We start from the raw sequence: 25,433 nt of genomic DNA on the forward strand, positions 1-25,433 counted from the left end.
GGGAAGGGAGGGGCAGTGGGCGAATAGGTCTGGGCATGCGATCGGGTGACTGCGCCGTCGGGTCGCAGCGGGTTCTGGGCCGGCACTTAGACCCCCCCCCCCCCCCCCCGCCCCGGCCTGCCGTCAGGGCTTCCAGGCCCTCCGTCAGACCCTCCCGGCCCCCTCCGTCGGTCCCGCCCGGCCCGACGTCAGAGCAGCTTCCGGGCCGCGCCTTTCACATAGTTCCGCGCCGCCCGCGCCCGATTTCCGCGCGTCGTCATTCGGCCCACGCCGGCCGTGCTTCCCGCCCGGCCCCACCCGATTCCACGTCCGTCCCTTCCGCCCCCCCACCGGTAGGGACCGGTTCCGGAATCCGGGCCATTCACTGTATGGAATCCCCGCATTCCGGGTGTCCACAGTTGACTGTTTTTTAGCAACGAATTGCTTGACCATGAGCCACTTTGCGCACTGGTTCTGTCATGTTCTAGCCAGCGTTTTCGACTCCGGAACGCTCTGGCCCCTTGCCGGCCCCCACAGCCGGCCAGAGGAGGATCCGTTGCGCCCCCGCTCCCTTGCCCTCGCCGCGGCGATAGCCGTACTGCCGCTGACCGCCGTCTCGCTCGGTGTCTCCACCGCGCAGGCCGCCCCCGCTCCCCGTGTCGCGCTCCCGAACACCGTCAACCCGGCGGTGGCCCACTCGGAGAAGAAGGGCGACGTCCCGGCCGAGCAGCAGATCTCGGTGGCCGTCAGCCTGAAGCTGCGTGACACCGCCGCCCTGGACCACTTCCTCACCGCGGTCGCCACCCCCGGCACCCCCGAGTTCGGCAAGTACCTGACGCCGGAGCAGTTCACCGCCCGGTTCGGGCCGACCCAGGCCGCCGTCGACCAGGTCAAGACCTACCTGGCCGCCCAGGGCCTGACCGTCACCGAGGTGAGCGCCAACCGCCAGGTGGTCAGCGCCCACGGCACCAACGCGCAGATCTCGCAGGCCTTCGGCACCCACGAGAGCTCCTACGTCGACCCGCAGCTGCAGCGCGCCTTCTTCGCCAACGACGCCGCCGCCTCCGTCCCGGCCGACCTGGCCGACGTGGTCCAGGGCGTGAGCGGCCTGGACAACCACGCGGTCCGCAAGAACCGCCTGGCCAAGCCGAACTCGGTCACCCCGCACACGGCCTCCTCGACCCCGAGCGGCTTCGGCCCGTCGCAGTACGACGGCGCCTACAACCTGAACAAGACCGGCGCCGACGGCACCGGCACGACGGTCGCCCTCTGGGAGTTCGACGGCTACTCGTCCTCCAACCTGACCACCTACGACTCGCAGTACGGCCTGTCCGGCCCGGCCGTCTCCACGGTCTCGGTGGACGGCGCCAACTACGACTCCGCCCCCGGCCAGGGCCAGGGCGAGGTCGAGCTGGACAGCGAGATCGTCCGCGGCGCGGCGCCGAAGGCGACCCAGCTGGTCTACGAGGCGCCCAACAGCGACCAGGGCGAGATCGACATGGCCAACAAGATCGTGGCCGACAACCAGGTCTCGGTCATCTCGATCTCGTGGGGCTCCTGCGAGCCGGACACCACCGCCGCCTCGATGACGGCCGTGGACAACGCCTTCAAGCAGGCCGCCGCCCAGGGCATCTCGATCTTCTCCGCCTCCGGTGACGACGGCTCCCGCGACTGCACCCGCTCCACCAGCGGCTCGTCGGTCAAGGCGGTCGACTTCCCGGCGTCCAGCCCGCACCAGACCGGCGTCGGCGGCACCAACCTCCAGGTGTCCGGCACCTCGTACTCCTCGGAGAGCGCCTGGAGCGGCGCCGGCGGCGGTGTCTCCACCGTGTTCGGCAAGCCGACCTGGCAGACCGGCAGCGGCACCATGCGCACCGTCCCGGACGTCTCCTCCAACGCCGACCCGGCGAGCGGCTTCGCGATCTACACGGCCGGCTCCTGGCAGGTCTACGGCGGCACCAGTGCGGCGGCGCCGCTGTGGGCCGGCTACGCGGCCCAGTTCAACCAGAAGGCCAAGGCGGCCGGCCAGCCGGTGCTGGGCGAGGCGAGCCCGAAGCTGTACGCGGTCGCGAACAGCAGCAACTACTCGGGTGCCTTCCACGACGTGACCAGCGGCTCCAACCAGGACTTCCCGGCCGGGACGGGCTACGACCAGGTCACCGGCTGGGGCACCCCGATCGCCGACGGCCTGACCACCGCCCTGCTCGGCGGCGGCTCCACCACCCCGCCCGGCGGCTGCACCGCGGCCCAGCTGGTCGGCAACGGCGGCTTCGAGACCGGCACCGCCGCCCCGTGGACCACCTCCAGCGGCGTGGTCGACAACAGCTCCTCGCAGGCGGCCCACTCGGGCAGCTGGAAGGCCTGGCTGGACGGCTACGGCAGCGCCCACACCGACACCCTGTCGCAGACCGTCTCGGTGCCGGCCGGCTGCAAGTCCGCCAGCCTCACCTTCTGGCTGCACATCGACACCGCGGAGACCGGCACCACCGCGTACGACAAGCTGACCGTCCAGGCCAACGGCACCACGCTGGCGACGTACTCCAACGTCAACGCCGCCGCCGGCTACGTGAAGCGCACCCTGGACCTCTCCTCCTTCGCCGGCAAGAGCGTGACCATCAAGTTCACCGGCACCGAGGACGGCTCCAACCAGACCAGCTTCGTGATCGACGACGTCGCGCTGAACGTCAACTGACCACCAGCGGGTAGCACCACCTGACCCCCGCCGGGGCGGCGCCGACAGGGCCCGCCCCGGCGGTGTGCGTCCGCCCGGCGCGGCGGGCGGCGCGGGCGTGTGTTTCCGAACTGTTTCAAGATCACTAACCCTTCGGTTCACCTGCCGTGACCCCTGTCATACGCACGACTGATGACGTAGCCTCTCGACCGTGCATAGGGTTCCCCAAAGCTCGGTGAAGCCGTCGGCGGCGAGCCTCGGCGCCGGCCAGGCCCCTCCGAACTCACCTGGCGGGGAGGGTCACCGCATGGCCGCACAGCAGCCTCAGGACTCCGCGCGACTCCGGCTGGTCGGACTGCGCCCGGAGCGCCCCGGCCCGTCCGTACCCGCACCGCCTCCGGCACCCGCGCACGCCGGGCGGGCCACCGCCCCGGGCGGCTTCGCGGACACCCTGCACCTGGCCATCGAGGCCAGCGGCCTCAGCCTGGACAGGATCAGAGCCGCCCTCACCCAACGTGGCGTCAGAGTCAGCGTCACGACGCTGAGTTACTGGCGGCGCGGGCGCAGCCAGCCCGAACGGGCCAGCTCGCTGAGGGCCGTCCACCTGCTGGAGGAACTGCTCGGACTGCCGCACAGCGCGCTCACCTCGCTGCTCGGCCCGCCCCGCCCGCGCGGCCGCTGGGCCGCCGTCGCGAACACCTGCCACCTCGGCCTGGAGGACGTCTGGCCGGGCGAACGGCAGATCGCGGACATCTTCGCCGAGCTGGACGCCCCGCCGCAGGGCGAACTGGAGCGGCTGAGCATCCACGACTCGTACTACGTGGACGCCGAGCGGCGCGGCAACCTGCTGCGGATGCGCCAGGTGGTGCGCGCCACCGTCGGCGGCGTGGGCCGCTGCCTGGTCGTGCACAAGGCCGACGAGGAGGCGACCGGCTGCCCGGAGATCACCTCGGTGCGGCACGGCCGACTGGGCCGGGTCCGGCGCCGCCCGGAGACCGGCCTGACCGTCGGCGAGCTGATGCTGGACCGCCCGCTGGCGCTCGGCGACAGCACGGTCTTCGAGTACGAGGTGGAGATCCCGCCGGGCGGCCCGACGCTGGAGTACAGCCGCCGCTTCGCCACCCCGGTGCGCGAGTACGTGCTCCAGGTGCACTTCGACCCGGCGGCCGTCCCCGCACACTGCGAGCGCTACGACCGCGAGCCGGGCGCGGACGTCGACCACCGCCGCGAGCAGCTCTGGATCGGCGCCTCCGCGAGTGCCCACGTGCTCGCCCCGGACCAGCAGCCCGGGCACATCGGCATCCGCTGGGAGTGGCAGTAGCCGCCCCCTCCCGGCGTCCAGTCATCCCTGACATCCAGCCGCCCCCGCCGTCCTCGAACCGGCCCGCGCACCCCCGCCACGCCTGACCGACCGCCAGGCCCCGCGCCGGCACTACCGCCTCCTCCTCGCCCCCGCCACGCCCGGGCCGCCGAACGGTTGTCACCCGTCCGGCGCAATCCGCCGTGCCACCTTCCGCCCGCTTTGGGACTTTGGTCCCGATAACACGCGGGGCCGGCCCGGGAAGGCCAGTCCTGTCACGCCGTCAGGCGTCGACCAGGAAGACCGCAGGAAAGAGGCGGAGCATGACCCGTACCGACCACCTGTCCCCGCTGCTGGAGTTCGACGAGGTCGAACCGGACGAGGACTGCATATGCGGGGGCTGCAGCGCCCGCCGCCGCGCCCGGCGGCACGCCGCACCGGTCCACGAGGGCGGGCACGCCGCGGCCCGCAGCATCCGCCGCCGGGCCGCCGTGCTGATGGCCGCCGTCGGCACCGCGGTGGGCGGCGGGACGGCCGCCGCCGGACACGCCACCGCCGCCCCCACCCCCGGCCCCACCCCGGGCGGCAGCAGCACCGCCCAGCCCCCGCAGACCCCGCAGGGCGAGGTCAGCGGCCTCTACGGCCAAGCGCCCGGCGCCCGCGCCTTCGCCGCCCCGCGCGCCGCCGCCCAGCCGCCCACCCGGGCGCAGATCATCCAGCGCGCCCAGGGCTGGGTCGACCAACAGGTGCCGTACGGCATGGGCAGCTACTGGTCGGACGGCTACCGCCAGGACTGCTCCGGCTTCGTCTCGATGGCCTGGGGCCTCGGCAGCAGCCAGACCACCTGGACCCTGCCGAACTTCGCCGAGCGGATCGGCAAGGCCGACCTCCAGCCCGGCGACGTGCTGATCTACAACAACCCGGCCAGCCCGCAGTCCGGGTCGCACGTGACGATCTTCGGCGGCTGGACGGACTCCTCCCTCACCCGCTACCTCGCCTACGAGCAGACCTCCCCCGGCACCAAGAAGCGCGACACCCCGTACGCCTACTGGAACAACTCCGGCGCCTACGTCCCGTACCGCTACACCGGCCTGTCCGGCGGCAGCAACGACGGCGCCCCGGCCACCGCCTTCCCGGGCGCGGACAAGTTCGGCCCCGGCGCGAACAACGCGTACGTCACCGAGCTCGGCCGGCTGCTGGTGCAGCGCGGCGGCGCCCGGTTCTACTCCGAGGGGCCCGACCCGCGCTGGGGCGAGGCCGACCGGCGGGCCACCCAGGCCTTCCAGGAGGCCCAGGGCTGGCGCGGCGCCGAGGCCGACGGCATCCCCGGCAAGGACACCTGGGACTACCTGGTCAACGGCAAGGGCCGCGCCATCGGCGCCGGCACCACCCCGCTGCCACCGCCGCCGGTCGGGCCCGGCACCGGGGCGCCCGCCTTCCCCGGCCGGCAGTACTTCGGGCCGGGTCAGAACAACGACCAGGTCCGCCTGCTGGGCGAGCAGCTGGTCCGCAAGGGCTTCGGCGGCTCGTACGGCGTCGGCCCCGGCCCGCGCTGGAGCGAGAGCGACCGGCGGGCCGTCCAGGCCTTCCAGCAGGCCCAGGGCTGGCGCGGCGCCGAGGCCGACGGCTACCCCGGCCCGGACACCTGGCGCCGGCTCTTCGCCTAGCCCGTGAACGGCGTGGTGCCCGCCCGGCGGGCGCCACGCCTCACCCCCGCGGCTTCGACGACATCCAGTGGAAGAGGCCCATCGCCACACTGGTGGCCAGGTTGAAGCTGGACACCCCCGGCTGCATCGGCACCGAGACCAGGTGGTCCGCCCGCGCCTTGAGCTCCGCCGAGACGCCGTGCCGCTCGGTGCCGAAGGCGAGCAGCGCGTCGTCCGGGAACGGCAGCGTCCGGATGTCCGCGCCCTCCGGGTCCAGCACGTACAGCGGCCCGGCGGGCAGCTCCGGCAGGGCCAGCCGCTCCACCGCGGTGGCGAAGTGCAGGCCCGCGCTGCCGCGCAGCACGGTCGGGTGCCAGGGGTCCAGATCGCCGGTGGTCACCACGCCGGTGGCGCCGAAGCCGGCCGCCAGCCGGATCACCGCCCCGACGTTGCCCAGGTTGCGCGGGTTCTCCAGCAGCACCACCGGGGCCGGGCGCGGGCGCCGGGCCAGGGCCGCCAGGTTCGCCCCGACGGACGGCCGCGCGGCCAGGGCGACCACCCCGGTCGGGTGCAGCCGGGGTGCCAGCGTCCGCAGCCGGTCCTCGGGCAACTCCACCGCCAGCGCGTCCAGTGCCGGGGCGACGTCCGGCGCCAGTTCCCCGGCCAGGGCCAGCAGCGCCGCCCGGTCGGCGGTCAGCACCCGCCGGACGTCCCCGCCGAAGCGCAGCGCGTGCTTCAGCGGGTGGAACCCGTCCAGCAGGACGGCCCCCGGCTCCCGCTCCGCCGCCCGCCACGCCCGCAGCACCTCGTCGTCCATGGCGTTCATGGCGTTCACTCTGCCACCTCGTCCGAGGCCGTCCGATCCAGGGCCACCTGATCCGGGGCCACCCCGCCCGGGACGATCCCGCCCGGGTCGGGCTCGCCGGGGCGGCCGGCGGCGGCGATCACCTCGTCGAAGCCGAGCGGCCGGCCGGTCGGGCCGTCCGGATCGGCGGCCAGCCCGGCGAGCGCGAGGTCGAGGTGCCGGTGGACCAGCGAGCCGTCCGCGTCGAGCGCGGCCAGCGCGCCCGGCAGCGGGCGGGACACCCGGACGCAGAGCAGCACCAGGTCGCCCATCCCCACGTCGGCCCGCAGCCGCCCGGCGTCCTGGGCGGCGCGCAGCAGTGCCTCGACGGCGGTGACGGCGTCGCGGCGGACGGCGACCAGGTCCTCGTCCACCACCAGCCGCTCCAGCAGCACCACGATCGCCGCGCCCATCCGCAGGTCGGCGGCGGCGTGCACGAAGCGGCGCAGCGCCCGGTACGGGTCGGTCTCGTCGCGGCGGGCCTGTGCGGCGGCCTCGGCGAGCCGGGCCAGCAGGTCGGTGACCAGGGCGCGGACCAGGGCCTCCCGGTCGGGGAAGCGCCGGTAGAGGGTGGCCGGGCCGACCCCGGCCCGCCGGACCACGGCGTCCAGCGGGGCGTCCGGGCCCCGTTCCAGGAACACCTCGCAGGCGGCGTCCAGGATCCTGCGCCGGCTGCGTTCCGCGTCGGCCCTCATCGGCAACTCCCTAACCGGAGAAATTCTCTCCCCCTATGCTAGCGTCCAGTGAAGCGGAGAAAATCTCTCCGCATCGTTGAGGAGCCGAGGAGTGACGCCGTGACCACCACCGCGCTCACCGTCCACACCGACATCGACGGCACCAGCCACCCGCGCGAGGCCGTCCTCGCCTGGGAGCTCGACCGCGCCCGCACCGCCCTGCGCCTGCTCAAGCAGCGCCTCGGCGACGACCGGACGCGCGAACTGCTCACCCCCGACACCACCGCCGCCGACACCGCCCTGGCCGCCTGGGCCCACGCCTCCGGCGGCCGGTGGAGCACCGCCGTCACCGAGCTCACCGCCACCGGCATCGACGCCGCCCGCTTCCTCACCTGGTGGCAGGGCCGCCTGCACGCCCCCGACCGGGACGCCCTGCTCGCCGCCAACCCCGAGCACTACCTGGCCGACTCCACCGGCGAACGGGTCGAGATCATCGAGACCCTCGGCACCGGCCCGGCCCGCTTCTTCCTGCGCTTCCACGACGACGTCCCGATCGCCGGGCCCGGCCACCAGGCCTTCCCGGTCCGCATCGGCGGCACCGGCACCCTCGCCGACGGCACCGAGGTGCTGCGGGTGATGCACGAGTTCGCCGACACCCCGGACGGCCTGCGGATCCGCCTCACCGTCCAGTTCCCCGAGGCCGCCCCCGCCCTCCTCGGCACCGGCCACCAGTGGCACTTCGCCTGCGAGTTCGCCAACTGGCTGGAGGCCGCCGCCCGCGCCGCCTGACGCCCCGGCGCCGTTCGCCCCCCTCCGTTCGCCCCCGCCGTTCGCCCTTCCAGGAGGGGCGAACGGCGCCTACTGCGGCCCCCGCACGTCCTCCCGCCCCCGCAGCGCCCGCTCCAGGTCCTTCAGCGCCTGCCCCAGCAGCCGCGTCCCCGCCCGCACCACGTCCCGCTGCACCCCCGCCGGCGCCTGCGCCAGCCGTTCCTCCAGCCGCGCCTGCGCCTCCCGCACGGCGCCGAACTCCACCGGCTGCCCGGTGAGCAGCGCCGCCCCCGCGAGCGCGGTGGCCAGCCGCAGCTCCTCCGCGTACTCCGCCGTCCCCGGCACCGGGTCGGCGTCGGCGGCCGGCAGGTGCGCCTCCAGCAGGACGGCGACCCGCCCCAGGTGCCCGACGGCCGCCCGGGCCCGGTCGACCTGGCGCCGGGACACCCCGGGCAGCCCGGAGGCGTGCCGACCCGGTTCGGCGTCGGCGCGCTGCATGGCCTGGAGCAGTTCCGAGCGGGCCTCCCGCGAGTCCAGCAGCGCGGCCCGCACCGCCCGCCCGCGCGGCGCGGCCGGGTCCTCGTAGCAGGCGATCACCGCGGCCGCGTACCGCCCGGCGGCGGCGAGCCACTCGGCCAGCCGCTCCCCGAGCCGGGCGGTCTGCCAGGTCGGGAAGAGCGCGTACGTCACCAGCGCCACCGACCCGCCGAGCAGGGTGAGCCCGACCCGTTCGAAGGCCGTCGTGAGCGGGTTCCCGGCCTGGAGCCCGAGCAGGAACACCACGTACGTCGAGATCCCGACCGTCGTCAGCGCGTACCCGGTCCGGAACGCGAGGTACGACCCGCCGATGCACAGCACGGCCAGCGCGGCCAGCACCCACTCCCCGGGGTGGGTGAGCTGCACCACCAGCGTCGAGACGGCGACCCCGACGACCGTCCCGGCCAGCCGGGCGACACCCCGGCTGTAGGTCTGGGCGAAGTCCGGCCGCATCACCATCGCGGCGGTCATCGGCGCCCAGTAGCCGTGGTGGAAGCCGACCAGCCGGGCCAGCAGGTAGGCGACGGTGACCACCCCGGCGAGCCGGACGGCGTGCTGGAAGATCGCCGAGCGCGGCCGCAGCTGCCGGCGCACCGTCCGCAGCGCGACCGGCAGCATCCGGAGGATCGACGGCTTGTGCAGCGCCCCGCCCGCGCCGATCACGGGCGTGGTGATGGTGTCCGCGTCGCCCCGCTCCAGCGTGTCCGCGGCCTTGCGCAGCAGCCCGCCCAGCCGGCGGGCCGACCGCCGGGCCGCCCCCTGCAGCCGCGGCCCCTCGTCCGGCGGGACCAGGGTGAGCGTGGGCGCCGAGCGGGGCAGCCGGACGGGGTCGCCGGTGCGGACGGCCCGGGCCAGGGCGTCCATGACCTCGGCGGCGGCCGCCAGCACCTCACGGGCCCGGTCGCGTTCGGGCCCCTCCTCCGGGGCGCCCACCTTGGGGTCGGCGAGCGCGGCCAGGGTGGGCCGGATGCGCTCGGCGAGGCCGCGCAGGCCGCGCAGTTCGGCCGGCCGGTGGCGGTCCTGCCAGGGGGTCAGGGCGGCGGCGTGCCGGGCCGTCATGAACGGCGCCGGGTCGACGTGCGCGGTCGGATCCTGCCTCAACCTGCGCGCGTAGTCGGCGAGTTCCGCGTAGGTGTCGGCGAGGGCGTCCCGCTGGGCACTCCAGCTCCCGATCGGCCACAGGGTGATGACGACGGCTTGGACGACCCCGCCGAGGGCGGCGACCAGCCCGTGTCCGAGCGCGGCGGTCGCGCTGACCGGGAGCTGGACGACGATCAGCATCACCGAGACGGTGTTGGTCGCGACCACCCCGGCGGTCGGCCCGATCGCCCAGGCGAGCCCGGCGCCGAAGGCCCACACCGCGAGCAGCACCGGGAACAACCCGGGGACCCCGGCCGCCAGGTAGCCGAGGAAGGTGCTGACCCCGAGCCCGGCCCCGGCCGCGACGGCGAGGCTGGCCCGGGGCCGGAAGCTGCGCTGGAAGGTGGCCGTGCCGGCGATGAAGGCGCCCATCGCGGCCGAGGTGGCGAGCCCGACCCCGCCGAGCGCGAGGGTGGGGAAGAGCACCAACGCCACCGCGACGGCCCCGCGCAGGGCCCGCTTGGGGTCGGTGAGCGCCCGGTCGAGGGTGAGTCCGGTCCGCGCGGTGTCGCGAAGGGCGGCGAACCAGGACATACGGGTCAGCCTAGGGCACGCCCTCGGCGACCGGCGCTCGTGACCGCCGGATCCGCCGCAGCCGCGCCGCCGCCCAGAGCAGCGCGCCGGTCGGCAGGAACACCGCGTCCGCCGCGATCATCGCGAGCGAGAACACCGGCAGCCCGAGCAGCAGCGCGATCCCCAGGTGCTCGGCCAGCAGCACGGCCAGCAGCACGTTCTTGACCCGCCGGTTGAGCAACGTGAACGGGAACGCGACCTGCACGACCACCGTGCCGTACGAGATCAGGAAGACCGGCAGCAGCGCCGAGCCGACCAGCCCGGACAGCCACGGCCAGGGCGTGAAGTAGTCCAGGTGCAGCGGGTAGTACAGCGCGGTGCCGTCCTGCCAGCGCGAGCCCTGCACCTTGTACCAGCCGGCCGTCGCGTAGATCAGCACCACCTCGACGGCGATCACCAGCATCGCGCAGTTGTGCACCATGTTCGCCAGCGCGTCGAGCACCGCGCGCGGTTCGCCGTCCGGCCGCAGCCGCCCGAGCGTCCACCAGAGCCCGGCCACCGCCCAGAGCCCCCAGAACAACGGCGCCCAGCCGACGTACGGGAAGGTCCGGACCGTCCAGGTGAGGCTCTCGCCGGAGAAGCCGCCGACCTGGCAGGCCGCCAGGACGGCGCCGAGCAGCACCCAGAACACCACCCCGGCCCGCCCCGGCCGGGCCCGCCGGGCGTCCAGCGACCACACCTCGGCACAGCGGGTGAAGACCAGGTAGACCGCCATCAGGTGGACGACGTTGTCGCCGCCGTCGCCGAGGAAGACGTTGCGGTTCTGCAGCGACAGCACGGTGACCAGGAACAGCACCGCACTCGCCCTGGTCCGCCAGCCCAGCACCACCGCGACGGCGGCCAGCACCGCCAGGTGGTAGACCAGCTCGGACCAGGGCCGCCCGCCGAACCACGGCAGCACGGTGAACGCCCCGTTGTCGGTCAGCAGCCGCTCGGCCAGGTCCATCGACCAGGGCGACCGGTCCCCGTACAGCACCCGCCGGTTGGGCCACTCGCGCAGCAGGTAGGCGAGCCAGACCAGCCCGAAGCCGATCCGCACCACGGCGGCCTGGTGGCGGCCCAGCGCGCGCCCGGTGAAGGCCGCCATCGCCCGGGCCGCCAGGTCGGTCGGGCCGGGCCCGCGCGGCGCCGGGTCGGGCCGGGGCCCGGGGGCAGAGCCGGCGGCGGGCGGTTGCCCGGCCTGGCGCGGGATGCCCTCCGACCACCGCTGCTCGGGCTGCGGCGATACCTCCGGCGAGAACTCGGGCGAGAACTCGGACGCCACGTCGGGCGAGAGTTCGGGCGACACCTCCGGCGACACCTCGCTCACCCGAGCTCCCGGTAGTCCTCGTCGTCCACCGGCCACCAGGGCAGCTCCCGCACCTTCGGCGCCGGTGGCGCGGCCTCGCCGCTCCAGGACGGCGGCGGGACGGTCACCGCGGTGGCCCGGAACTCGATCTCCAGGATCCGCTCGCCGTCCACCTCCCGGCCGATCCGTTGCAGCGCGATCCGCTTGAGGTACTGCTCGGCGAGCCTGCCGCGGGTGTTGGTCAGCGCCTCGTCCTGCGGGTTGTGCGAGCCGTCGTAGAAGTCCCAGGCCCGGCGCAGCACGTTCTGGTCGACGTGGCTGGGGGCGGGGTTGTGCCGGATCGCGGCGAGGTCCTGCGCGGTCAGCCCGGTCCAGTCGCGGGTGCGGGTGGTGCCGTCGGCGGCGGCCGTGCGCACCCGGGCGTCCAGGCTGACGTTCTGCTGCAGCGGATTCGGCGCGAACAGCCGCCAGTTCTGCTCGAACTCCGGGTACACCAGGCCGTCGACCTCGTCCCGGTACTGCCGGGACAGCGAGTTGGCCGGCGCGACGTGCAGGAACACCGCCGCGAGGAAGAACCCGGTGCCGACCACCAGCACCGCCGCGGTCAGGCCGAGCACGAGCTGCGCGGGCGTCGACCAGACCCGTCCGGCAGCCGGGCGGTCCGTCGTCTCCGTCATGGCCTCCCCGGCCCGGTCGGCGCGCCGCCCGGGTCCCGTCCCGGCGCGGTCGCGCGCCCATCCTGCCCTACCGGGCGAACACGACGGTGCCGGACGGGGCCACCGGACCACGGGGCTACGAGGCCACAGGCCTACAGACCTACAGGACGAAGGCGTCCTGGTCGGTGCTGCTCACCATCGGACGGCCCGCGCCCTCCCAGGCGTACATGCCGCCGTCCACGTTCACCGCGTCCCGGCCCTGCTGCACCAGGTACTGGACGACCTGCGCGGAGCGGCCGCCGACCCGGCAGAGCACGTACAGCTTCCCGTCCGGCAGTTCGCCGATCCGGGCGATGACCTCGCCGAGCGGGATGTGCAGCGCGCCGTCCACGTGGCCGGCGTCCCACTCGTCCTGCTCGCGCACGTCCAGCAGGGCTGCGTCGGCGGGCACGGCGGCGGCGGTGGTGGAGGGGATCTGCGCGAACATCGTGTGGCTCTCCTGGGGCTGGGTCGGGTCGGTGCCATTGTCGCCCACCGGCTGCCGGTGGCCGTCGCCCGCCGCGGCCGGGGCGGCCGGGGCGCCTAGCAGCCGCTCCAGCTCGGCCTGCTGGGCGGCGGCCTTGGCGAGCAGTTCCTCGGCGAGCTGCTCCAGCAGCCGGTCCGGGTCCTGCGGGGCCAGCGCGAGCAGCTGACCCATCGGGGTCTGTTCCAGCCGGACCTGCTCGGTGGCGGTCTCGGTGATCTTGCCGGTCAGCCACTCCAGCCGGCGGCGCAGCCACTCCAGCCGGTCGGGGGAGTCGGTGCCGGGCGCGGCCTCGGGCGCGGTGGACCACTCCGCGGACAGGCCCTCCAACGCGGCGGCGTCGCCGACCGCGTAGGCCTCGTTCACCCGGGCCAGGAACGCGGCCCGGCGCTGCTGCTCGGCCGGGTCGGTGCTGAGGTCGGGGTGGGCCCGGCGGACCAGCTCGCGGTAGATCCGCTGGGCGTCCCGCCCGGGGCGCACCCGGGCCGGCGCGGCGGGCGGCGGCGGGGCCGCCTCCTGCTCCCGGACGGAGTCGAACAGCGCGTCGAGGTCGGGCAGTTCGTCGACCTGCCGGCGGGCCTCGGCGGCCCGGCGGAGGTCCTCGGGGTGCCCGGTCCTGGCCGCGACCGCCTCGGCGACCAGCGCCTCCAGCTCGTCCAGCCGGGCGTAGAGCGGACCCAGCAGCTGATGGTGGATCAGCGCGAAGTTGTCGATCTCGACCCGCAGCGTCTGCACGTCGACGTCCATGCTGAGCCAGGCGAGTTCGGCGGCGGCGACCCGCTCCTCCAACTCCTGCTGCTGCGGGTCCGTCCAGCGGACGGGGCTCTGCGCGGTCACTTCTCGCCTCTGTCTCGTCCGGCCGGCTGCGTCCTGCGGAGCCGCCTCGCGGGGTGGCCCGGCCTGCCACCCTACCCTCGCGCGCGAAAGCCCCGTCCGGGTGAACGGGGAGTGCGAACCGGCGCGCGCCGCACGGCACGCAACCGATCCTGAGGAATCTCCCCGTTTCGCTATCACGCCCGGGCCGGTCCGTGCTTCGCTAGGGCGTGTCTGATGATTCGCGTCGGATCAGCGCGCGGCGTCGGGCACCCGGCGGACTCGTTCAGACACGCCCTCAAGCCCGGCACGATCCACAGGACACGCCCCGGGTTTCCGCACAGCGTGCCTTCCTCCGGAGAGACGGCCGCCTCCAGGCGTGGCGGCCAGGCGGGAGCAGACCGAATCCATGGTGGCCGAGTCCAACTCCACACCGCGTCCGGCGGACGCCGAGGCCGTACCGGGTGACCACCCGACCGGCGTGGGCGCCCTGGTCCGGCTCGCCCTCGTCCTGATCGACCGGGCCGGACGGATCGCCCAGTGGAGCCGGGCCGCCGAGGAACTGTTCGGGCACCGCGCCGAGGTCGCCCACGACCGGCCGGCCAGCGGACTGCTGCCCGCCGTGGAGCCGCTCGCCGCCCCCGGCCAGACCGCCGGGTCCGCCGTGCGCCGCCGCTGCGACGCCCTGGACACCCTGGCCGCGCTGACCGCCGACGGGCGCCCCTGGGCCGGCCAGCTGGCCGTCATCGACCGCGAGGAGCACCTGCGCGACGTGCTCTGGTGGGCCTGGCCGCTGCCCGACCCGTTCGGCGGCCTGCTCGCCCTCGCCGCCGACGCCCGACCGCTGCGCACCGCCGGCCCCCGGCTCGCACTCGGCGAGCGGCTGCTGCCGTTCGCCGCCACCCCGCCCGCCCGGGGCGGCTTCCACCGGCTGGGCGCGGCCCTGACCCCGCCCGGCCGGCTGCGCGCCGGTCTGCTGTCGGCCGACCGGCTGGCCGGGCTGCTGCCGGCCGGTTCGGCCGCGCGCCGGGCGCTGCTGCTCGACGTGCTGGACCAGGCCGGTCTGCCCGCCCTGCGGCTGGACCCGGCCACCGTGCTGCCGGTCCTGCCCGCCGACCCGCAGACCGCCGCCGCGCACGCCGCCGCCGGACTCGGCCGCCGCTACCCGACCGCCCAGCAGCGCGCCGCCCGGGTCGGCCCGCCGCCGCAGCCCGAGCAGTCCGCGCCCCCGGCCCGGACGGTCCGGGGGCGGACGCCCGGCCCGCTGCCGGCCCAGCGCGAGACCGCCGAGCGGTCCGCGGCCGCCCAGCCGTCCGGCGCCGTCGGCGCCCCGGCGGGCGTCCCACCGACCACCCCGGCCCCGACCACCCCGACGACGACCACCCCGCCCCCGACCGCCCCGTCCCCGACCGGAGGAGGAGCCGCCATCGAGCCGGCCGCCGCCGAACCGCCCGCCAACGGCCGTCCGCCCCGCCGTAGCGACCAGACCCCCACCGGCGCCGAGGGCGCCCCGTCCGGGCGGCTGAGCCCGTTCCTGACCAACGGGCAGGCCGGCGAGCAGCTGGCACTGCTGAACGAGGTCGGCGGCAAGGTCGGCACCACCCTGGACCTCGGCTTCACCGCGCACGAGCTCTGCCAGGTGCTGGTCCCCCGGGTCGCCGACTTCGCCTGCGTGGACCTGGTGGACGGGCTGATCTCCGACTCCGAGCTGCCGGCCGCCCGCCCGGACGACGACACCATGCTCCGCCGGGTCGCCCTGGTCTACAACGAGACCGGCGGCGCCTGGGACCACGTGCTGTCCGAGGGCTCGCTGGTCAGCATGCCTCGCCGCACCCCGCCGGGGATGGCCCTGCAGCTGAACCAGCCGGTCCTGGTCCCGGTGATCAGCGCGGACGTCGCGGTCGACTACGCGATCGCGCTCGGCGGGGCCCGGCTGGCCCAGGTGGTCTCCGGCCGCTCGATGCTGGTGGTGCCGCTGTCCGCCCGGGGCACCGTGCTGGGCATCCTCAAGCTGCTCCGGCTGCCGGACCGCGCCCCCTTCGACGAGAGCGACGCCGCCACCCTCAAGGAGCTGGCCGTCCGCGCCGCGCTCTCCCTGGACAACGCCCGGCTGCACCGCGCCGAGGCCAGGGTGGCCACCACCCTCCAGCGCTCGATGATCCCGACCCGCCCGCCGCAGATCCCCGGCGTCCAGATCGCCCACCGCTACCTGCCGGGCGACCCGAAGGCCGAGGTCGGCGGCGACTGGTTCGACGCGATCCAGCTGCCCGGCAGCCGGGTCGCCCTGGTGGTCGGCGACGTGATGGGCCACGGCCTGCACTCGGCGGCCGCGATGGGCCGCTTCCGGACGGCCATGCAGACCCTCGCCGCGCTCGACCTGCCGCCCGGCCAGCTGCTGCGGCACCTGGACAACCTGGCCCACAAGCTCGGCGACGACCACCTCGCCACCTGCCTGTACGCGGTCTACGACCCGATCAACCGGACCTGCGAGCTGGCCAGCGCCGGCCACGTCCCGCCGGTGCTGGTGCACCCGGACGGCTCCGGCGAGCTGCTGGAGATCCCGGCCGGCGCTCCGATCGGGGTCGGCGGGGTGCCGTTCGTCGCCAAGACCATCGACGTCTCGGACGGCTCGATGCTGGTGCTGTGCACCGACGGCCTGGTCGAGGTCCGGGGCGGCGACATAGGAGCGGGCCTGGCCGCGCTGTGCGGCAATCTGATCGACCCGCGGCAGAGCCCCGAGCAGGCCTGCGACGTGGTGCTCAAGCGGCTGCACTCGGACGATCGGAAGGACGACGTCGCCCTGCTGGTGGCCCGCTTCGACGGGGTCGCCCCGTCCGAGGTGGCCACCTGGGACCTCAGGGTGGACCACCGCGAGGTGCGCCGGGCCCGCTCGCTGGTCCGCGAGCAGCTGGCCGGCTGGCACCTGGAGGCGCTCAGTGACATCACCGAGCTGCTGGTCAGCGAGCTGGTCACGAACGCCGTCCGGGTGGCCCGGGACCGCGTCCGGCTCCAGCTGATCCGGGTGGACAAGCTGCTGGTCGAGGTCAGCGACGACAACCACAACCTGCCGTCGCTGGAGCCGGCCGAGCAGTTGGGCGAGACCGGCCGCGGCCTCACCCTGGTGACCAAGCTCGCCGAGCGCTGGGGCACCGCCCGCAAGGCGGTCGGCAAGGTGGTCTGGTTCGAACTCCCCCTGCCGCACGCCTGACGGCCGGCTGCCCGACGGCCGTCAGACGGCGGGTGGGTCAGGGGACGAGCGCGCCCGCCGGGCGCCGCCGGGCCTCCACCGCGACCTCCCGCGACGCGGTCGCGGCCACCGAGGTGGCGGCCCCGACCCCGGCCAGCACCCGCGGCCAGAAGTCCCCGAACACCTCGACCGAGACGGCGAGCAGCAGCGCGGTGATCACCGCGACCACGTGCTCCAGACCGGCCAGGTTCGGCAGCACGACCGCCTCGCCGACCATCATGACCACCACCAGGCCGGCGGTGAACCAGGCCCGGCAGCGGAACGCGATGCAGATCGCCAGCGCCACCACCGCGGCCGACGGCCCGGTGTCCCGCACGTAGGCGACCCACTTCGGGAAGCCGAACAGGTGATCCGGGCCGAGCGCCACGCCGATCCGGGCGAACAGCGTGCCCGCCAGGGTGCAGGTGTAGGCCACCACCAGGGTCATCCGCCGGCCGAGCACGATCTCGGCGACGCCGAAGACCACGAACACCTGGGCCAGTGCGCCCCAGACCGGCAGGTCCAGCGCCGGCACGTACAGCGAGAGCGGGGTCCGCAGCAGCGAGACGTCCAGCGGCAGCGCCGCCTTCACCACCCCGATGCGGTTGACGAAGTGCTCACCGCCCGGCAGGTGCTGGGTGATGCTGAACAGGAGGATCAGAAACGTCGCCGCCGTGGCCATCGGAACGGCGGCGAACTTCTTGCGCACCACCGCGTCCCGCACCGTCGCGTACAACGTCCCCCACTCGGCGGCAGCGGCCGATCTGGCCAGCGCCAGCGACCCCTCCCGCACGCCCCCCGCGTGGGTCCTGTCCATCACAACCGTTACTCCCGAATCCCCGAACTTTCTGAGCTACTCCAACATTAGAAGCCTCTTAACAAATCCACATCGGCATAGATGCGGATCAGGGTCATCCTCTGGGGGGAGGGATATCCCTGACGTCACCCCCTATCCGACCGCCCGGTCCCCTCCGCCCCCCGGCGGAGGGCTACCCCTTCCCGTCCCGCGCCGCGACCGGCAGCCGGGGCGCCACCACGGCGGCCCCGGAGTGCCGGCGGCGGAACAGGGCGGGCAGGCTCGGCGCGACGATGAAGCCCTCGGCCCGCGCGCTGGCGATGCCGATCCGCGGGATCTCGCTGCTCTTCTCGAACAGCAGGTAGCGGGGCTCCCAGATCGGCCGGTACTTGGCGTTCGCGCGGTACAGCGACTCGATCTGCCACCAGCGCGAGAAGAAGCCCAGGACGGAACGCCACAACCGCAGCACCGGGCCGGCGCCGAGCCGCGAACCGCGCTCGAAGACCGAACGGAACATCGCGAAGTTCAGCGACACCCGCTTCAGCCCGACCTCCTCGGCACGCTGCAGCAGCTCGATGACCATGAACTCCATCAGGCCGTTCTCGGTGTCCCGGGCCCGGCGCATCAGGTCCAGCGAGAGCCCGTCCGGGCCCCACGGGACGAAGCTCAGCAGCGCCTTGAGCTCGCCGTCGCCGTCGTGGCACTCCAGCATCACGCAGCGGCCGTCGCCCGGGTCGCCGAGCCGGCCGAGCGCCATCGAGAAGCCGCGCTCGGTCGCCCCGTCACGCCACTGGTCGGCCTTGGCCACCAGTTCGGCCATCTCGCACTCGGGGATGTCCTCGTGCCGGCGGATCCGCGTCGTGTACCCGGCCCGCTTGACCCGGTTGTACGCCTGGCGGACCACCCGCATCGCCCGGCCGTCCAGCGAGAACTCGTCCAGCTCGACGATCGCCTCGTCGCCCAGCTCCAGCGCGTCCAGCCCGTGCCGGGCGTAGATCACCCCGGCCTCCTCGGAGGCGCCCATCACGGCCGGCGCCCAGGCGTGCTCGCGGGCCTCGGCCAGCCAGGAGTCGATCGCGCCCGGCCAGGCCTCCGGGTCGCCGATCGGGTCGCCCGAGGCCAGCGAGACCCCGCCGATCACCCGGTAGGTCACCGCCGCCTTGCCGCTGGGGGAGAAGATCACCGCCTTGTCCCGGCGCAGCGCGAAGTAGCCGAGCGAGTCCCGCTCGCCCTGCTTGTCCAGCAGCGAGCGCAGCTTCGCCTCGTCCTCGGGGTTCAGCAGCTCCTTGCCGCGCGGGCTGCGGAAGGCCACGTAGAGCACCAGCAGGAAGAGCACCGCGCCCATCGCGTTGATCGCCGCGTTGACCCAGGTCGGCGAGGAGATCACCGAGCGCAGGTGCTCCGAGGGGTTGATCGTGATCATCCGGCCGACGGAGTAGCGGAAGAGGTCCCAGAAGCCCGCGCCGCCGAGCCCGTTGGTCGCCCAGACCAGCAGCGCGCCGACGACCCCGCCGAACAGCAGCCCGCCGACGAAGGTGGCCGCCGCCGTCTTCGGGTTGGAGCGGTCGCCCTTGGACGTGAAGTCCTTCCGCCCGATGACCAGCGCCAGGACGAACAGGCAGGTCAGCACGGTGGAGATGTAGTTGAGCGGGTGGGCCTTGAACCGCTCGCCGGGCATCACCATGGCCAGCAGGTACAGCACCGCGAACATGCTGGCCAGGGCCGCGTTGAAGATCCAGGCGGCCCGCTTGCGCCGCCGCATCGCGATGGCCAGGAAGACCGCCAGCACCGCGCTGGCCAGACCCGAGGTCATCAGGTACGGGGTGAAGTACTCACCCTCGTTGTGCTCGTTGACCTGGTTCCCCCATGGCACCAGCAGCACCGTCGCCACGTTCAGCAGCGCCAGCAGCCGGAGGTACCACACGGAGACGGCGGCGGCCCGCGGGCGCCAGCGGTCGAGCACGCCGACGGGCCGGGGCCCGGTGGACGTGGCGGAAGGCTCCGACTTCACAGTGGACGACACAGCTCAATTCCAAACGATCAGATGGTGGGGCGCATCCGCACACGGCCCGGCGACGGGTGCCCGCAGGGGCCCGACGGACTGACCGGCGGCCCTCACCTCGACCGGGCGCCCACTGAATGGAGCAGGCCGACAAAGGGCAGCCAACTCCATGGTTCCCCACCCGGCCTGAGAATTGCGTGAACCGGGTAGCGGATTCCCACCCCCGCCATGTGGCGGGGGTAAGGACCGCCATCCGTTCGGCGCCCCACCCCGGCTACCCCTACCCTCGAAACGACCCGCGCGGACCGCCCGACCCCGGCCGCCAGAACCGAGGAGGCACCATCACCGACACCCGCGTGCTGATCGTGGACGACGAGATCCTGGTCCGCTCCGGCCTGGGCCTCATCGTCGGCTCCGCCCCCGACCTGGAGGTCGTCGGCGACTGCTCCGGCGGCCAGGCCGAGGAGCACGTCCAGCGCCTGCGCCCGCACGTGGTGCTCCTCGACATCCGGATGCCGGACCTCGACGGCATCTCGGTGCTGCGCCGGCTGCGCGCCCTGCCGGACCCGCCCGCCGTGGCGATGCTCACCACCTTCGACAGCGACGAGTACATCGGCACCGCGCTGCGGGCCGGCGCCTCCGGCTTCCTGCTCAAGGACACCGCCCCCGAGCAGCTGGTCCACGCCGTCCGGGTGCTCGCGGCCGGCGGCAACATCCTGTCCCCGACCGTCACCCGCACCGTGATCGGCGGCTACGTGGACGGCGGCGGCCCGGACGCCGAGGCCACCTCGCTCGCCCGCACCCTCACCGGCCGGGAGCTCGACGTGCTGGCCCTGCTCGGCGAGGGACTGTCCAACGCCGAGATCGCCGACCGGCTCTTCCTCGGCACCGGCACCGTCAAGGACCACATCAGCGCGATCCTCGGCAAGCTCGGCGCGGCCAACCGGGTCCAGGCGGCGGTGCTCGCCCACCGGGCCGGGCTGGTCCGGCCGAAACCCGGCGACGGGGCATGACGGCCACCGAACAGCTGCCGTCCAGACGGCTCCCGGCCTGGTGCACCGCCCCCTGGCTGATGCTGCTGCTGCCCGCCCTCTACTCCCTCCTGGACGCCGCCCTGGTGGCCCGGAACTCCCCGTGGTGGCAGATCGCGCTCTCCACGCTGGCCGCCGTCGCCCTGCTCTGGCGCCGCCGCTTCCCGGTGGCGGCGCTGCTGCTCACCATGCCCGGCAGCTACGTCGACGACATCTGGCTGGCCCCGATCACCGCCGTCTACACGGTGGCCGCCGAACGCCCCCGCCCGCGGATCGTCATCCCCTGCGCGACCCTGTTCACGCTGGTCGAGTTCTTCCACTGGCCGCTGTCCGAGCAGACCCTCGAACTCAGCCGGGACACCGCGCTCTACGCCATCCAGTCGGTGATGCTGGCCGCCGGCCCGGCCGCCACCGGGATGCTCGCCCGCACCCGGCGGGAGCTGGCCGCCCGGCTCGACGAGCTGACCCGCGGCCAGGAGCGGGAGAGCCGGCTGCTCGCCGAACGGGTGCTGATCAGCGAGCGCGGCCGGCTCGCCCGGGAGATGCACGACGTGGTCTCGCACCAGGTCAGCCTGATCAGCATCCAGGCCGGCGCGCTCCAGGTGAGCACCGCCGACCCGGCCGCCGCGACCACCGCCCGCACCATCCGCGAACTGGCCGTCCGCACCCTCGACGAGCTGCGCCAGATGGTCGGGGTGCTGCGCAGCACCGCCGGCCCGCGCCCGGACGCCCCGCTCGCCCCGCAGCCCCGGCTGGCCGACCTGCCCCGGCTGATCGCGGAGAGCGGGCTGGCCGCCGACACCGAACTGAACCCCGGTGACCGCCCGTGGCCGGAGGCGGTCGAGCGGGCCGCCTACCGCACCGTCCAGGAGGCGCTCACCAACATCACCAAGTACGCCCCGGAGGCGGCGGTGCACGTGAAGGTCCGGGCGAAGGGGCGTCGGCTGCGGGTCGAGGTGCGCAACGACGCGCCCCCGGTCCACCCGGACGAGATCCTGCCGGGCGGCGGCCACGGCCTGGTCGGCCTGCGCGAGCGCGCACAGCTGCTGGGCGGCTCGCTCAGCGCCGGCCCCACCCAGGACGGCGGCTTCGAGGTCCGCGCCGAGCTGCCCGCCACCCGTTCCTGACCGGGACAACGAGAAAGCCCCGCAGATCCGTAGATCTGCGGGGCTTCGCTGTGCGCGAGGGGGGAGTTGAACCCCCACGCCCTTTCGGGCACTGGAACCTGAATCCAGCGCGTCTGCCTATTCCGCCACCCGCGCATGGGTGTCGTCTTCGTTGCCGACCGATCTTCCGAACCGCTCGGTACCATGTGGTCTTCGCGTTTCCTTGGACCGGCCTCCCTGGTGGGCGGCCCTTCCGACGTGGAAAACAGTAGCACGACCCGGGGGGCCGCTCCGAATCCGTTCTTCGGCGGGACGAAGCGCATCCGAACGGATGCACGACGAACGGGCGAGCGAGTGACGGGAGCCCACCCGGGCGGGCACACCTGGCGTGCCGTACCCGGTATGCGTCACCCTGTGTGTCCGAGCCCACCCCCGGGCACCACGCTGTCCGGGAACCGTACGGAAGGGCCCGGCGTGGATACGATCAGTACGGAAGTACCGCAAGTAGGCACGACCGACTCCCGGCGGGATCCGGTCGGCAGGCAGGCGAACGAACCCTGGAAGGGGGTGTCCCATGGGAGTGCTGAAGAAGTTCGAACAGCGACTTGAGGGTCTCGTCAACGGCACCTTCGCCAAGGTGTTCAAGTCCGAGGTCCAGCCCGTGGAGATCGCCGGTGCGCTGCAGCGCGAGTGCGACAACAACGCGAGCATCTGGAACCGCGACCGCACCGTCGTGCCGAACGACTTCATCGTCGAGCTGAGCCCGCACGACCACGAGCGGCTCAGCCCCTACTCCGGGCAGCTGGGCGCCGAGCTGGCCGGCATGGTCCGCGAGTACGCGGAGGCCCAGCGGTACAGCTTCATGGGCCCGCTCCAGGTGAACCTGGAGAAGGCCGACGATCTGGACACCGGCCTGTACCGGGTGCGCAGCCGCACCCTGGCGGCCGAGGAGCCCCAGCAGTACGCCCCGCAGCAGCAGCAACAGCAGCAGCCCGGATACGACCGCCAGCCGGCCGCCCCGGCCCCCGGCGCACCGTGGCAGCAGACCGGCGCCGGCCAGTACGGCGCGCCCCCGCCGCCGGCCGCGCCCCCGGCGATGCCCCAGGGCCCGCCCGCGACGTCCGGCGGCAACGTCCGCGCCTTCCCCGGCGCCGGCCACGGCGCCTCGCTCCGCCGCTGGATCGAGGTGAACGGCGCCCGCCACCAGATCACCGGCGCGGCCTGCGTACTCGGCCGCTCGACCGAGGCGGACGTGCGGATCGACGACCCCGGGGTCTCCCGCAAGCACGCCGAGATCCGCCCCGGCACCCCTTCGATGGTCCTCGACCTGGGCTCCACCAACGGCATCGTGGTGGACGGACAGCACACCCAGCGCGCTACGCTCCGCGACGGCTCCCGCATCGTCGTGGGCTCCACCACCATCGTCTACCGACAGGTCGAAGGGTAGTGTCCGAGTTGTTCGCGCGCCTCGCTCACCGACAGGCGGGCCGGCCATGTCAGAACTGACCCTCACGGTCATGCGGCTGGGCTTCCTGGCCGTGCTGTGGCTGTTCGTCATCGTCGCGATCCAGGTGATCCGCAGCGACCTGTTCGGGACCAAGGTGAACCCCCGCTCCTCCCGTCGCGGCGCCAACGCCGCTCCGGGCGGCGCCGCCGCCGCTCCGGCCGCCGGGCGCACCGCGCAGGCCCCGGCCACAGGCCCCGCGGCGGGCCAGACCCAGGGCGGCGGCCGCCGCCGCGGCGCCCCGACCCAGCTCGTGGTGGTGCAGGGCTCACTGGCCGGGACCACCGTCGCGCTCCAGGGCCAGACCATCACCCTGGGCCGCGCGCACGACTCCACCATCGTGCTGGACGACGACTACGCGTCCTCCCGGCATGCCAGGATCTATCCGGATCAGACTGGGCAGTGGACGGTCGAGGATCTAGGCTCCACCAACGGCACCTATCTGGACCGGCAGCGCCTGACCGCGCCCACTCCGCTCCAGCCGGGCATGCCGATCCGTATCGGCAGGACCGTCATCGAACTGCGGAAGTAGTAGCGCATGAGGGACAGCATCCCGTCCATGACCCAGAGGGGGGCACAGGTCGCATGACCCTGGTGCTGCGCTTCGCCGCCGGCTCCCACAAGGGACTGATCCGGGAGGGGAACGAGGACTCCGGCTACGCCGGGCCGCGGCTGCTGGCCGTGGCCGACGGCATGGGCGGCGCCGCGGCCGGCGAGGTCGCGTCCTCCGAGGTGCTCGGCTCGATCGTCCGACTGGACGAGGACGTGCCGGGCGCCGACCTGCTGACCCTGCTGGGCGACGCCGTCCAGGGCGCCAACGACCGGCTCCGGCAGATGGTCGAGGAGGACCCGCAGCTGGAGGGCATGGGCTGCACGCTGACCGCGATGCTCTGGACCGGCCAGCGGATGGGCATGGTGCACGTCGGCGACTCCCGCGCCTACCTGCTGCGCGACGGCTCGCTGGTGCAGATCACCCAGGACCACACCTGGGTGCAGCGCCTGGTCGACGAGGGCCGGATCACGCCGGAGGAGGCCGAGACCCACCCGCAGCGCTCGCTGCTGATGCGGGCGCTCGACGGCCGCGGCCAGGTCGAGCCCGACCTGTCGATCCGCGAGGTCCGCGCCGGCGACCGCTACCTGATCTGCTCCGACGGCCTCTCCGGCCCGGTCAGCCACCAGACCCTCCAGGACACCCTCGGCAGCTACTACTCGCCCGAGCAGACCGTGCAGGAGCTGATCCAGCTCGCGCTGCGCGGCGGCGGTCCGGACAACATCACCTGCATCGTGGCGGACGTCATCGACGTCGGTGCCACGGACACCACGAGCGGCCAGTACAACGACGTCCCGGTGGTGGTCGGCGCGGTCGCCGACACCCCGCCGTCCTCGGCCGCCGCGGACCGCTCGATCGCCGACACCCCGGCCGGCCGCGCCGCCGGCCTCGGCCGCGCCCCGCAGGGCGCCTTCGGCCCGGCCGAGGGCTACGACGCCGGCTACGGCGCCGCCCAGGGCGGCTTCGGCCCCGCGGAGGGCTACGAGGGCGAGTACGGCTACGGCTCCGGCGAGCCCTCGGTGTACGGCGCCGAGGAGTTCGACGAGGAGCCGCCCGCGAAGCGCAAGCGCAAGGGCCTCACCGTCTCGGTGGCCGTCCTGGTCACCCTCGGCCTGCTCGGCGGCGCCGGGTTCTTCGGCTACCAGTGGACCCAGGACCAGTACTACGTCGCCAAGCAGGGCGACCACGTCGCGGTCTACCAGGGCATCAACCAGAACCTGGCCGGCCTGAGCCTGTCCTCGGTGCACACCGCGTACAAGGACGTCGAGCTCAAGTACCTGCCGCAGGACCAGGCCGAGCACCTGAACAAGACCATCTCGGCCGACAGCCTGGGCGCCGCCACCGCGACCGTCCAGGAGCTCGACGGCTGGGTCAAGCTCTGCAAGAAGGTCGCCGACGCCCGGACCAACCCGGGCGCCCAGGGCACCCAGGCGGCGCAGGCCACCCACGCCGCGTTCCTGGCCGTCACGCCCACCCCGGGCGAGAAGACCCGCCCCCCGGTGGCCCCCACCACTCCGACCCCGGCCACCCCGACCCCGACGGCCCCGAGCCCGACCGCACCGGCGCCGAACGCCGCCGCGCCGAACACCGGCCCGTCGGGCGACCTCTCCGGGCTGACCGAGGAGGAGCGCAGCCGGGCCGACTCCTGCCCGAAGCAGTGACCTCCGTGATCCGACATAGGCCCGCCCCGAGCGGGGCAGCCGGCCGTCAGGGAGCGGTCACCACGTGAGCACCTACGACCTGAGCGACGACACCGGCCGGGCCGGCAGGCGCCGGACGGCCACCGACCGCGCCGCCTCCCGGCGC

Annotated in this window: 18 protein-coding genes and 1 tRNA gene; 10 read left to right on the plus strand and 9 right to left on the minus strand. The window is 74.2% G+C overall.

All coding sequences use genetic code 11. From position 1 onward, the window contains the following. Positions 1-535: 535 nt before the first annotated feature. From ACFVX9_RS12105 to ACFVX9_RS12115, 3 genes are all read left to right on the plus strand, one after another. Positions 536-2,671: a protease pro-enzyme activation domain-containing protein gene (locus ACFVX9_RS12105; RefSeq protein WP_380371334.1), complete on the plus strand. Its 2,136-nt coding sequence runs from the start codon at positions 536-538 to the stop codon at positions 2,669-2,671. Positions 2,672-2,957: 286 nt separating this feature from the next. After that, on the plus strand, positions 2,958-3,971 hold the full coding sequence (locus ACFVX9_RS12110; protein WP_380371331.1) for an XRE family transcriptional regulator: 1,014 nt from the start codon (positions 2,958-2,960) through the stop codon (positions 3,969-3,971). A gap of 302 nt (positions 3,972-4,273) precedes the next feature. Beyond that, complete coding sequence (locus tag ACFVX9_RS12115) at positions 4,274-5,617, plus strand: peptidoglycan-binding protein (RefSeq protein WP_380371328.1); 1,344 nt, start codon at positions 4,274-4,276, stop codon at positions 5,615-5,617. Positions 5,618-5,657: 40 nt separating this feature from the next. Here ACFVX9_RS12115 and ACFVX9_RS12120 read toward each other — a convergent pair whose 3' ends face one another. Together ACFVX9_RS12120 and ACFVX9_RS12125 are read right to left on the minus strand one after the other, a co-directional pair. Next, the gene (locus ACFVX9_RS12120; protein ID WP_363368375.1) at positions 5,658-6,413 is read right to left on the minus strand and encodes an RNA methyltransferase; all 756 of its coding nucleotides are present in this window, start codon (positions 6,411-6,413) and stop codon (positions 5,658-5,660) included. Positions 6,414-6,427: 14 nt separating this feature from the next. Beyond that, positions 6,428-7,135, minus strand: coding sequence for a TetR/AcrR family transcriptional regulator (locus ACFVX9_RS12125; protein WP_387981489.1), 708 nt, complete (start codon positions 7,133-7,135; stop codon positions 6,428-6,430). A gap of 99 nt (positions 7,136-7,234) precedes the next feature. Between ACFVX9_RS12125 and ACFVX9_RS12130 the strand changes: the two genes are divergently transcribed. Further along, positions 7,235-7,903, plus strand: coding sequence for a hypothetical protein (locus tag ACFVX9_RS12130; RefSeq protein ID WP_380371323.1), 669 nt, complete (start codon positions 7,235-7,237; stop codon positions 7,901-7,903). A 69-nt stretch (positions 7,904-7,972) separates the two neighbouring features. Here ACFVX9_RS12130 and ACFVX9_RS12135 read toward each other — a convergent pair whose 3' ends face one another. The 4 genes from ACFVX9_RS12135 to ACFVX9_RS12150 all read right to left on the minus strand — a co-directional run bounded on the left by ACFVX9_RS12135 (position 7,973) and on the right by ACFVX9_RS12150 (position 13,436). Beyond that, positions 7,973-10,093, minus strand: coding sequence for an FUSC family protein (locus ACFVX9_RS12135; protein WP_387981491.1), 2,121 nt, complete (start codon positions 10,091-10,093; stop codon positions 7,973-7,975). 10 nt (positions 10,094-10,103) lie between these two features. After that, positions 10,104-11,441 (minus strand): HTTM domain-containing protein, encoded by a 1,338-nt coding sequence (locus ACFVX9_RS12140; protein WP_387981492.1) that lies wholly within the window; start codon positions 11,439-11,441, stop codon positions 10,104-10,106. Further along, positions 11,438-12,097 (minus strand): DUF5819 family protein, encoded by a 660-nt coding sequence (locus ACFVX9_RS12145; RefSeq protein WP_387981493.1) that lies wholly within the window; start codon positions 12,095-12,097, stop codon positions 11,438-11,440. Before ACFVX9_RS12145 ends, ACFVX9_RS12140 begins: the two co-directional genes overlap by 4 nt. A 139-nt stretch (positions 12,098-12,236) precedes the next feature. Beyond that, a complete protein-coding gene (locus ACFVX9_RS12150; RefSeq protein WP_380482918.1) occupies positions 12,237-13,436 on the minus strand; it encodes a rhodanese-like domain-containing protein in 1,200 nt (399 codons plus the stop codon). 355 nt (positions 13,437-13,791) lie between these two features. Here ACFVX9_RS12150 and ACFVX9_RS12155 point away from each other — a divergent pair, with 355 nt between their 5' ends. Next, entirely contained in the window at positions 13,792-16,620 is a 2,829-nt protein-coding gene (locus ACFVX9_RS12155; RefSeq protein WP_387981495.1) for a SpoIIE family protein phosphatase, read from the plus strand. A gap of 37 nt (positions 16,621-16,657) precedes the next feature. On the opposite strand, the gene ACFVX9_RS12160 is transcribed toward ACFVX9_RS12155, so the two are convergent. Next, positions 16,658-17,455, minus strand: a complete 798-nt coding sequence (locus ACFVX9_RS12160) for a hypothetical protein (RefSeq protein WP_380371312.1) — start codon at positions 17,453-17,455, stop codon at positions 16,658-16,660. A 172-nt stretch (positions 17,456-17,627) separates the two neighbouring features. Beyond that, positions 17,628-19,457, minus strand: coding sequence for a phosphatidylglycerol lysyltransferase domain-containing protein (locus tag ACFVX9_RS12165; protein ID WP_079135728.1), 1,830 nt, complete (start codon positions 19,455-19,457; stop codon positions 17,628-17,630). 341 nt (positions 19,458-19,798) lie between these two features. Here ACFVX9_RS12165 and ACFVX9_RS12170 point away from each other — a divergent pair, with 341 nt between their 5' ends. Further along, positions 19,799-20,449, plus strand: a complete 651-nt coding sequence (locus ACFVX9_RS12170; protein WP_244293637.1) for a response regulator transcription factor — start codon at positions 19,799-19,801, stop codon at positions 20,447-20,449. Continuing rightward, positions 20,446-21,594: a sensor histidine kinase gene (locus ACFVX9_RS12175; RefSeq protein WP_380482923.1), complete on the plus strand. Its 1,149-nt coding sequence runs from the start codon at positions 20,446-20,448 to the stop codon at positions 21,592-21,594. The genes ACFVX9_RS12170 and ACFVX9_RS12175 overlap by 4 nt, the downstream gene beginning before the upstream one ends. A gap of 51 nt (positions 21,595-21,645) precedes the next feature. On the opposite strand, the gene ACFVX9_RS12180 is transcribed toward ACFVX9_RS12175, so the two are convergent. Then, positions 21,646-21,729, minus strand: a tRNA-Leu gene (locus ACFVX9_RS12180). A 418-nt stretch (positions 21,730-22,147) separates the two neighbouring features. Between ACFVX9_RS12180 and ACFVX9_RS12185 the strand changes: the two genes are divergently transcribed. From ACFVX9_RS12185 to ACFVX9_RS12195, 3 genes are read left to right on the plus strand one after another with little or no spacing between them, the layout of a single operon-like run. After that, entirely contained in the window at positions 22,148-23,020 is an 873-nt protein-coding gene (locus tag ACFVX9_RS12185) for a DUF3662 and FHA domain-containing protein (RefSeq protein WP_363368196.1), read from the plus strand. Positions 23,021-23,066: 46 nt separating this feature from the next. Continuing rightward, positions 23,067-23,609, plus strand: coding sequence for an FHA domain-containing protein (locus ACFVX9_RS12190; RefSeq protein WP_380482925.1), 543 nt, complete (start codon positions 23,067-23,069; stop codon positions 23,607-23,609). A gap of 53 nt (positions 23,610-23,662) precedes the next feature. Next, positions 23,663-25,288 (plus strand): PP2C family protein-serine/threonine phosphatase, encoded by a 1,626-nt coding sequence (locus tag ACFVX9_RS12195; RefSeq protein WP_380371306.1) that lies wholly within the window; start codon positions 23,663-23,665, stop codon positions 25,286-25,288. The last annotated feature ends 145 nt before the right edge of the window (positions 25,289-25,433 follow it).

Source organism: Kitasatospora sp. NPDC058243 (assembly GCF_042882025.1).
Lineage (GTDB): Bacteria > Actinomycetota > Actinomycetes > Streptomycetales > Streptomycetaceae > Kitasatospora.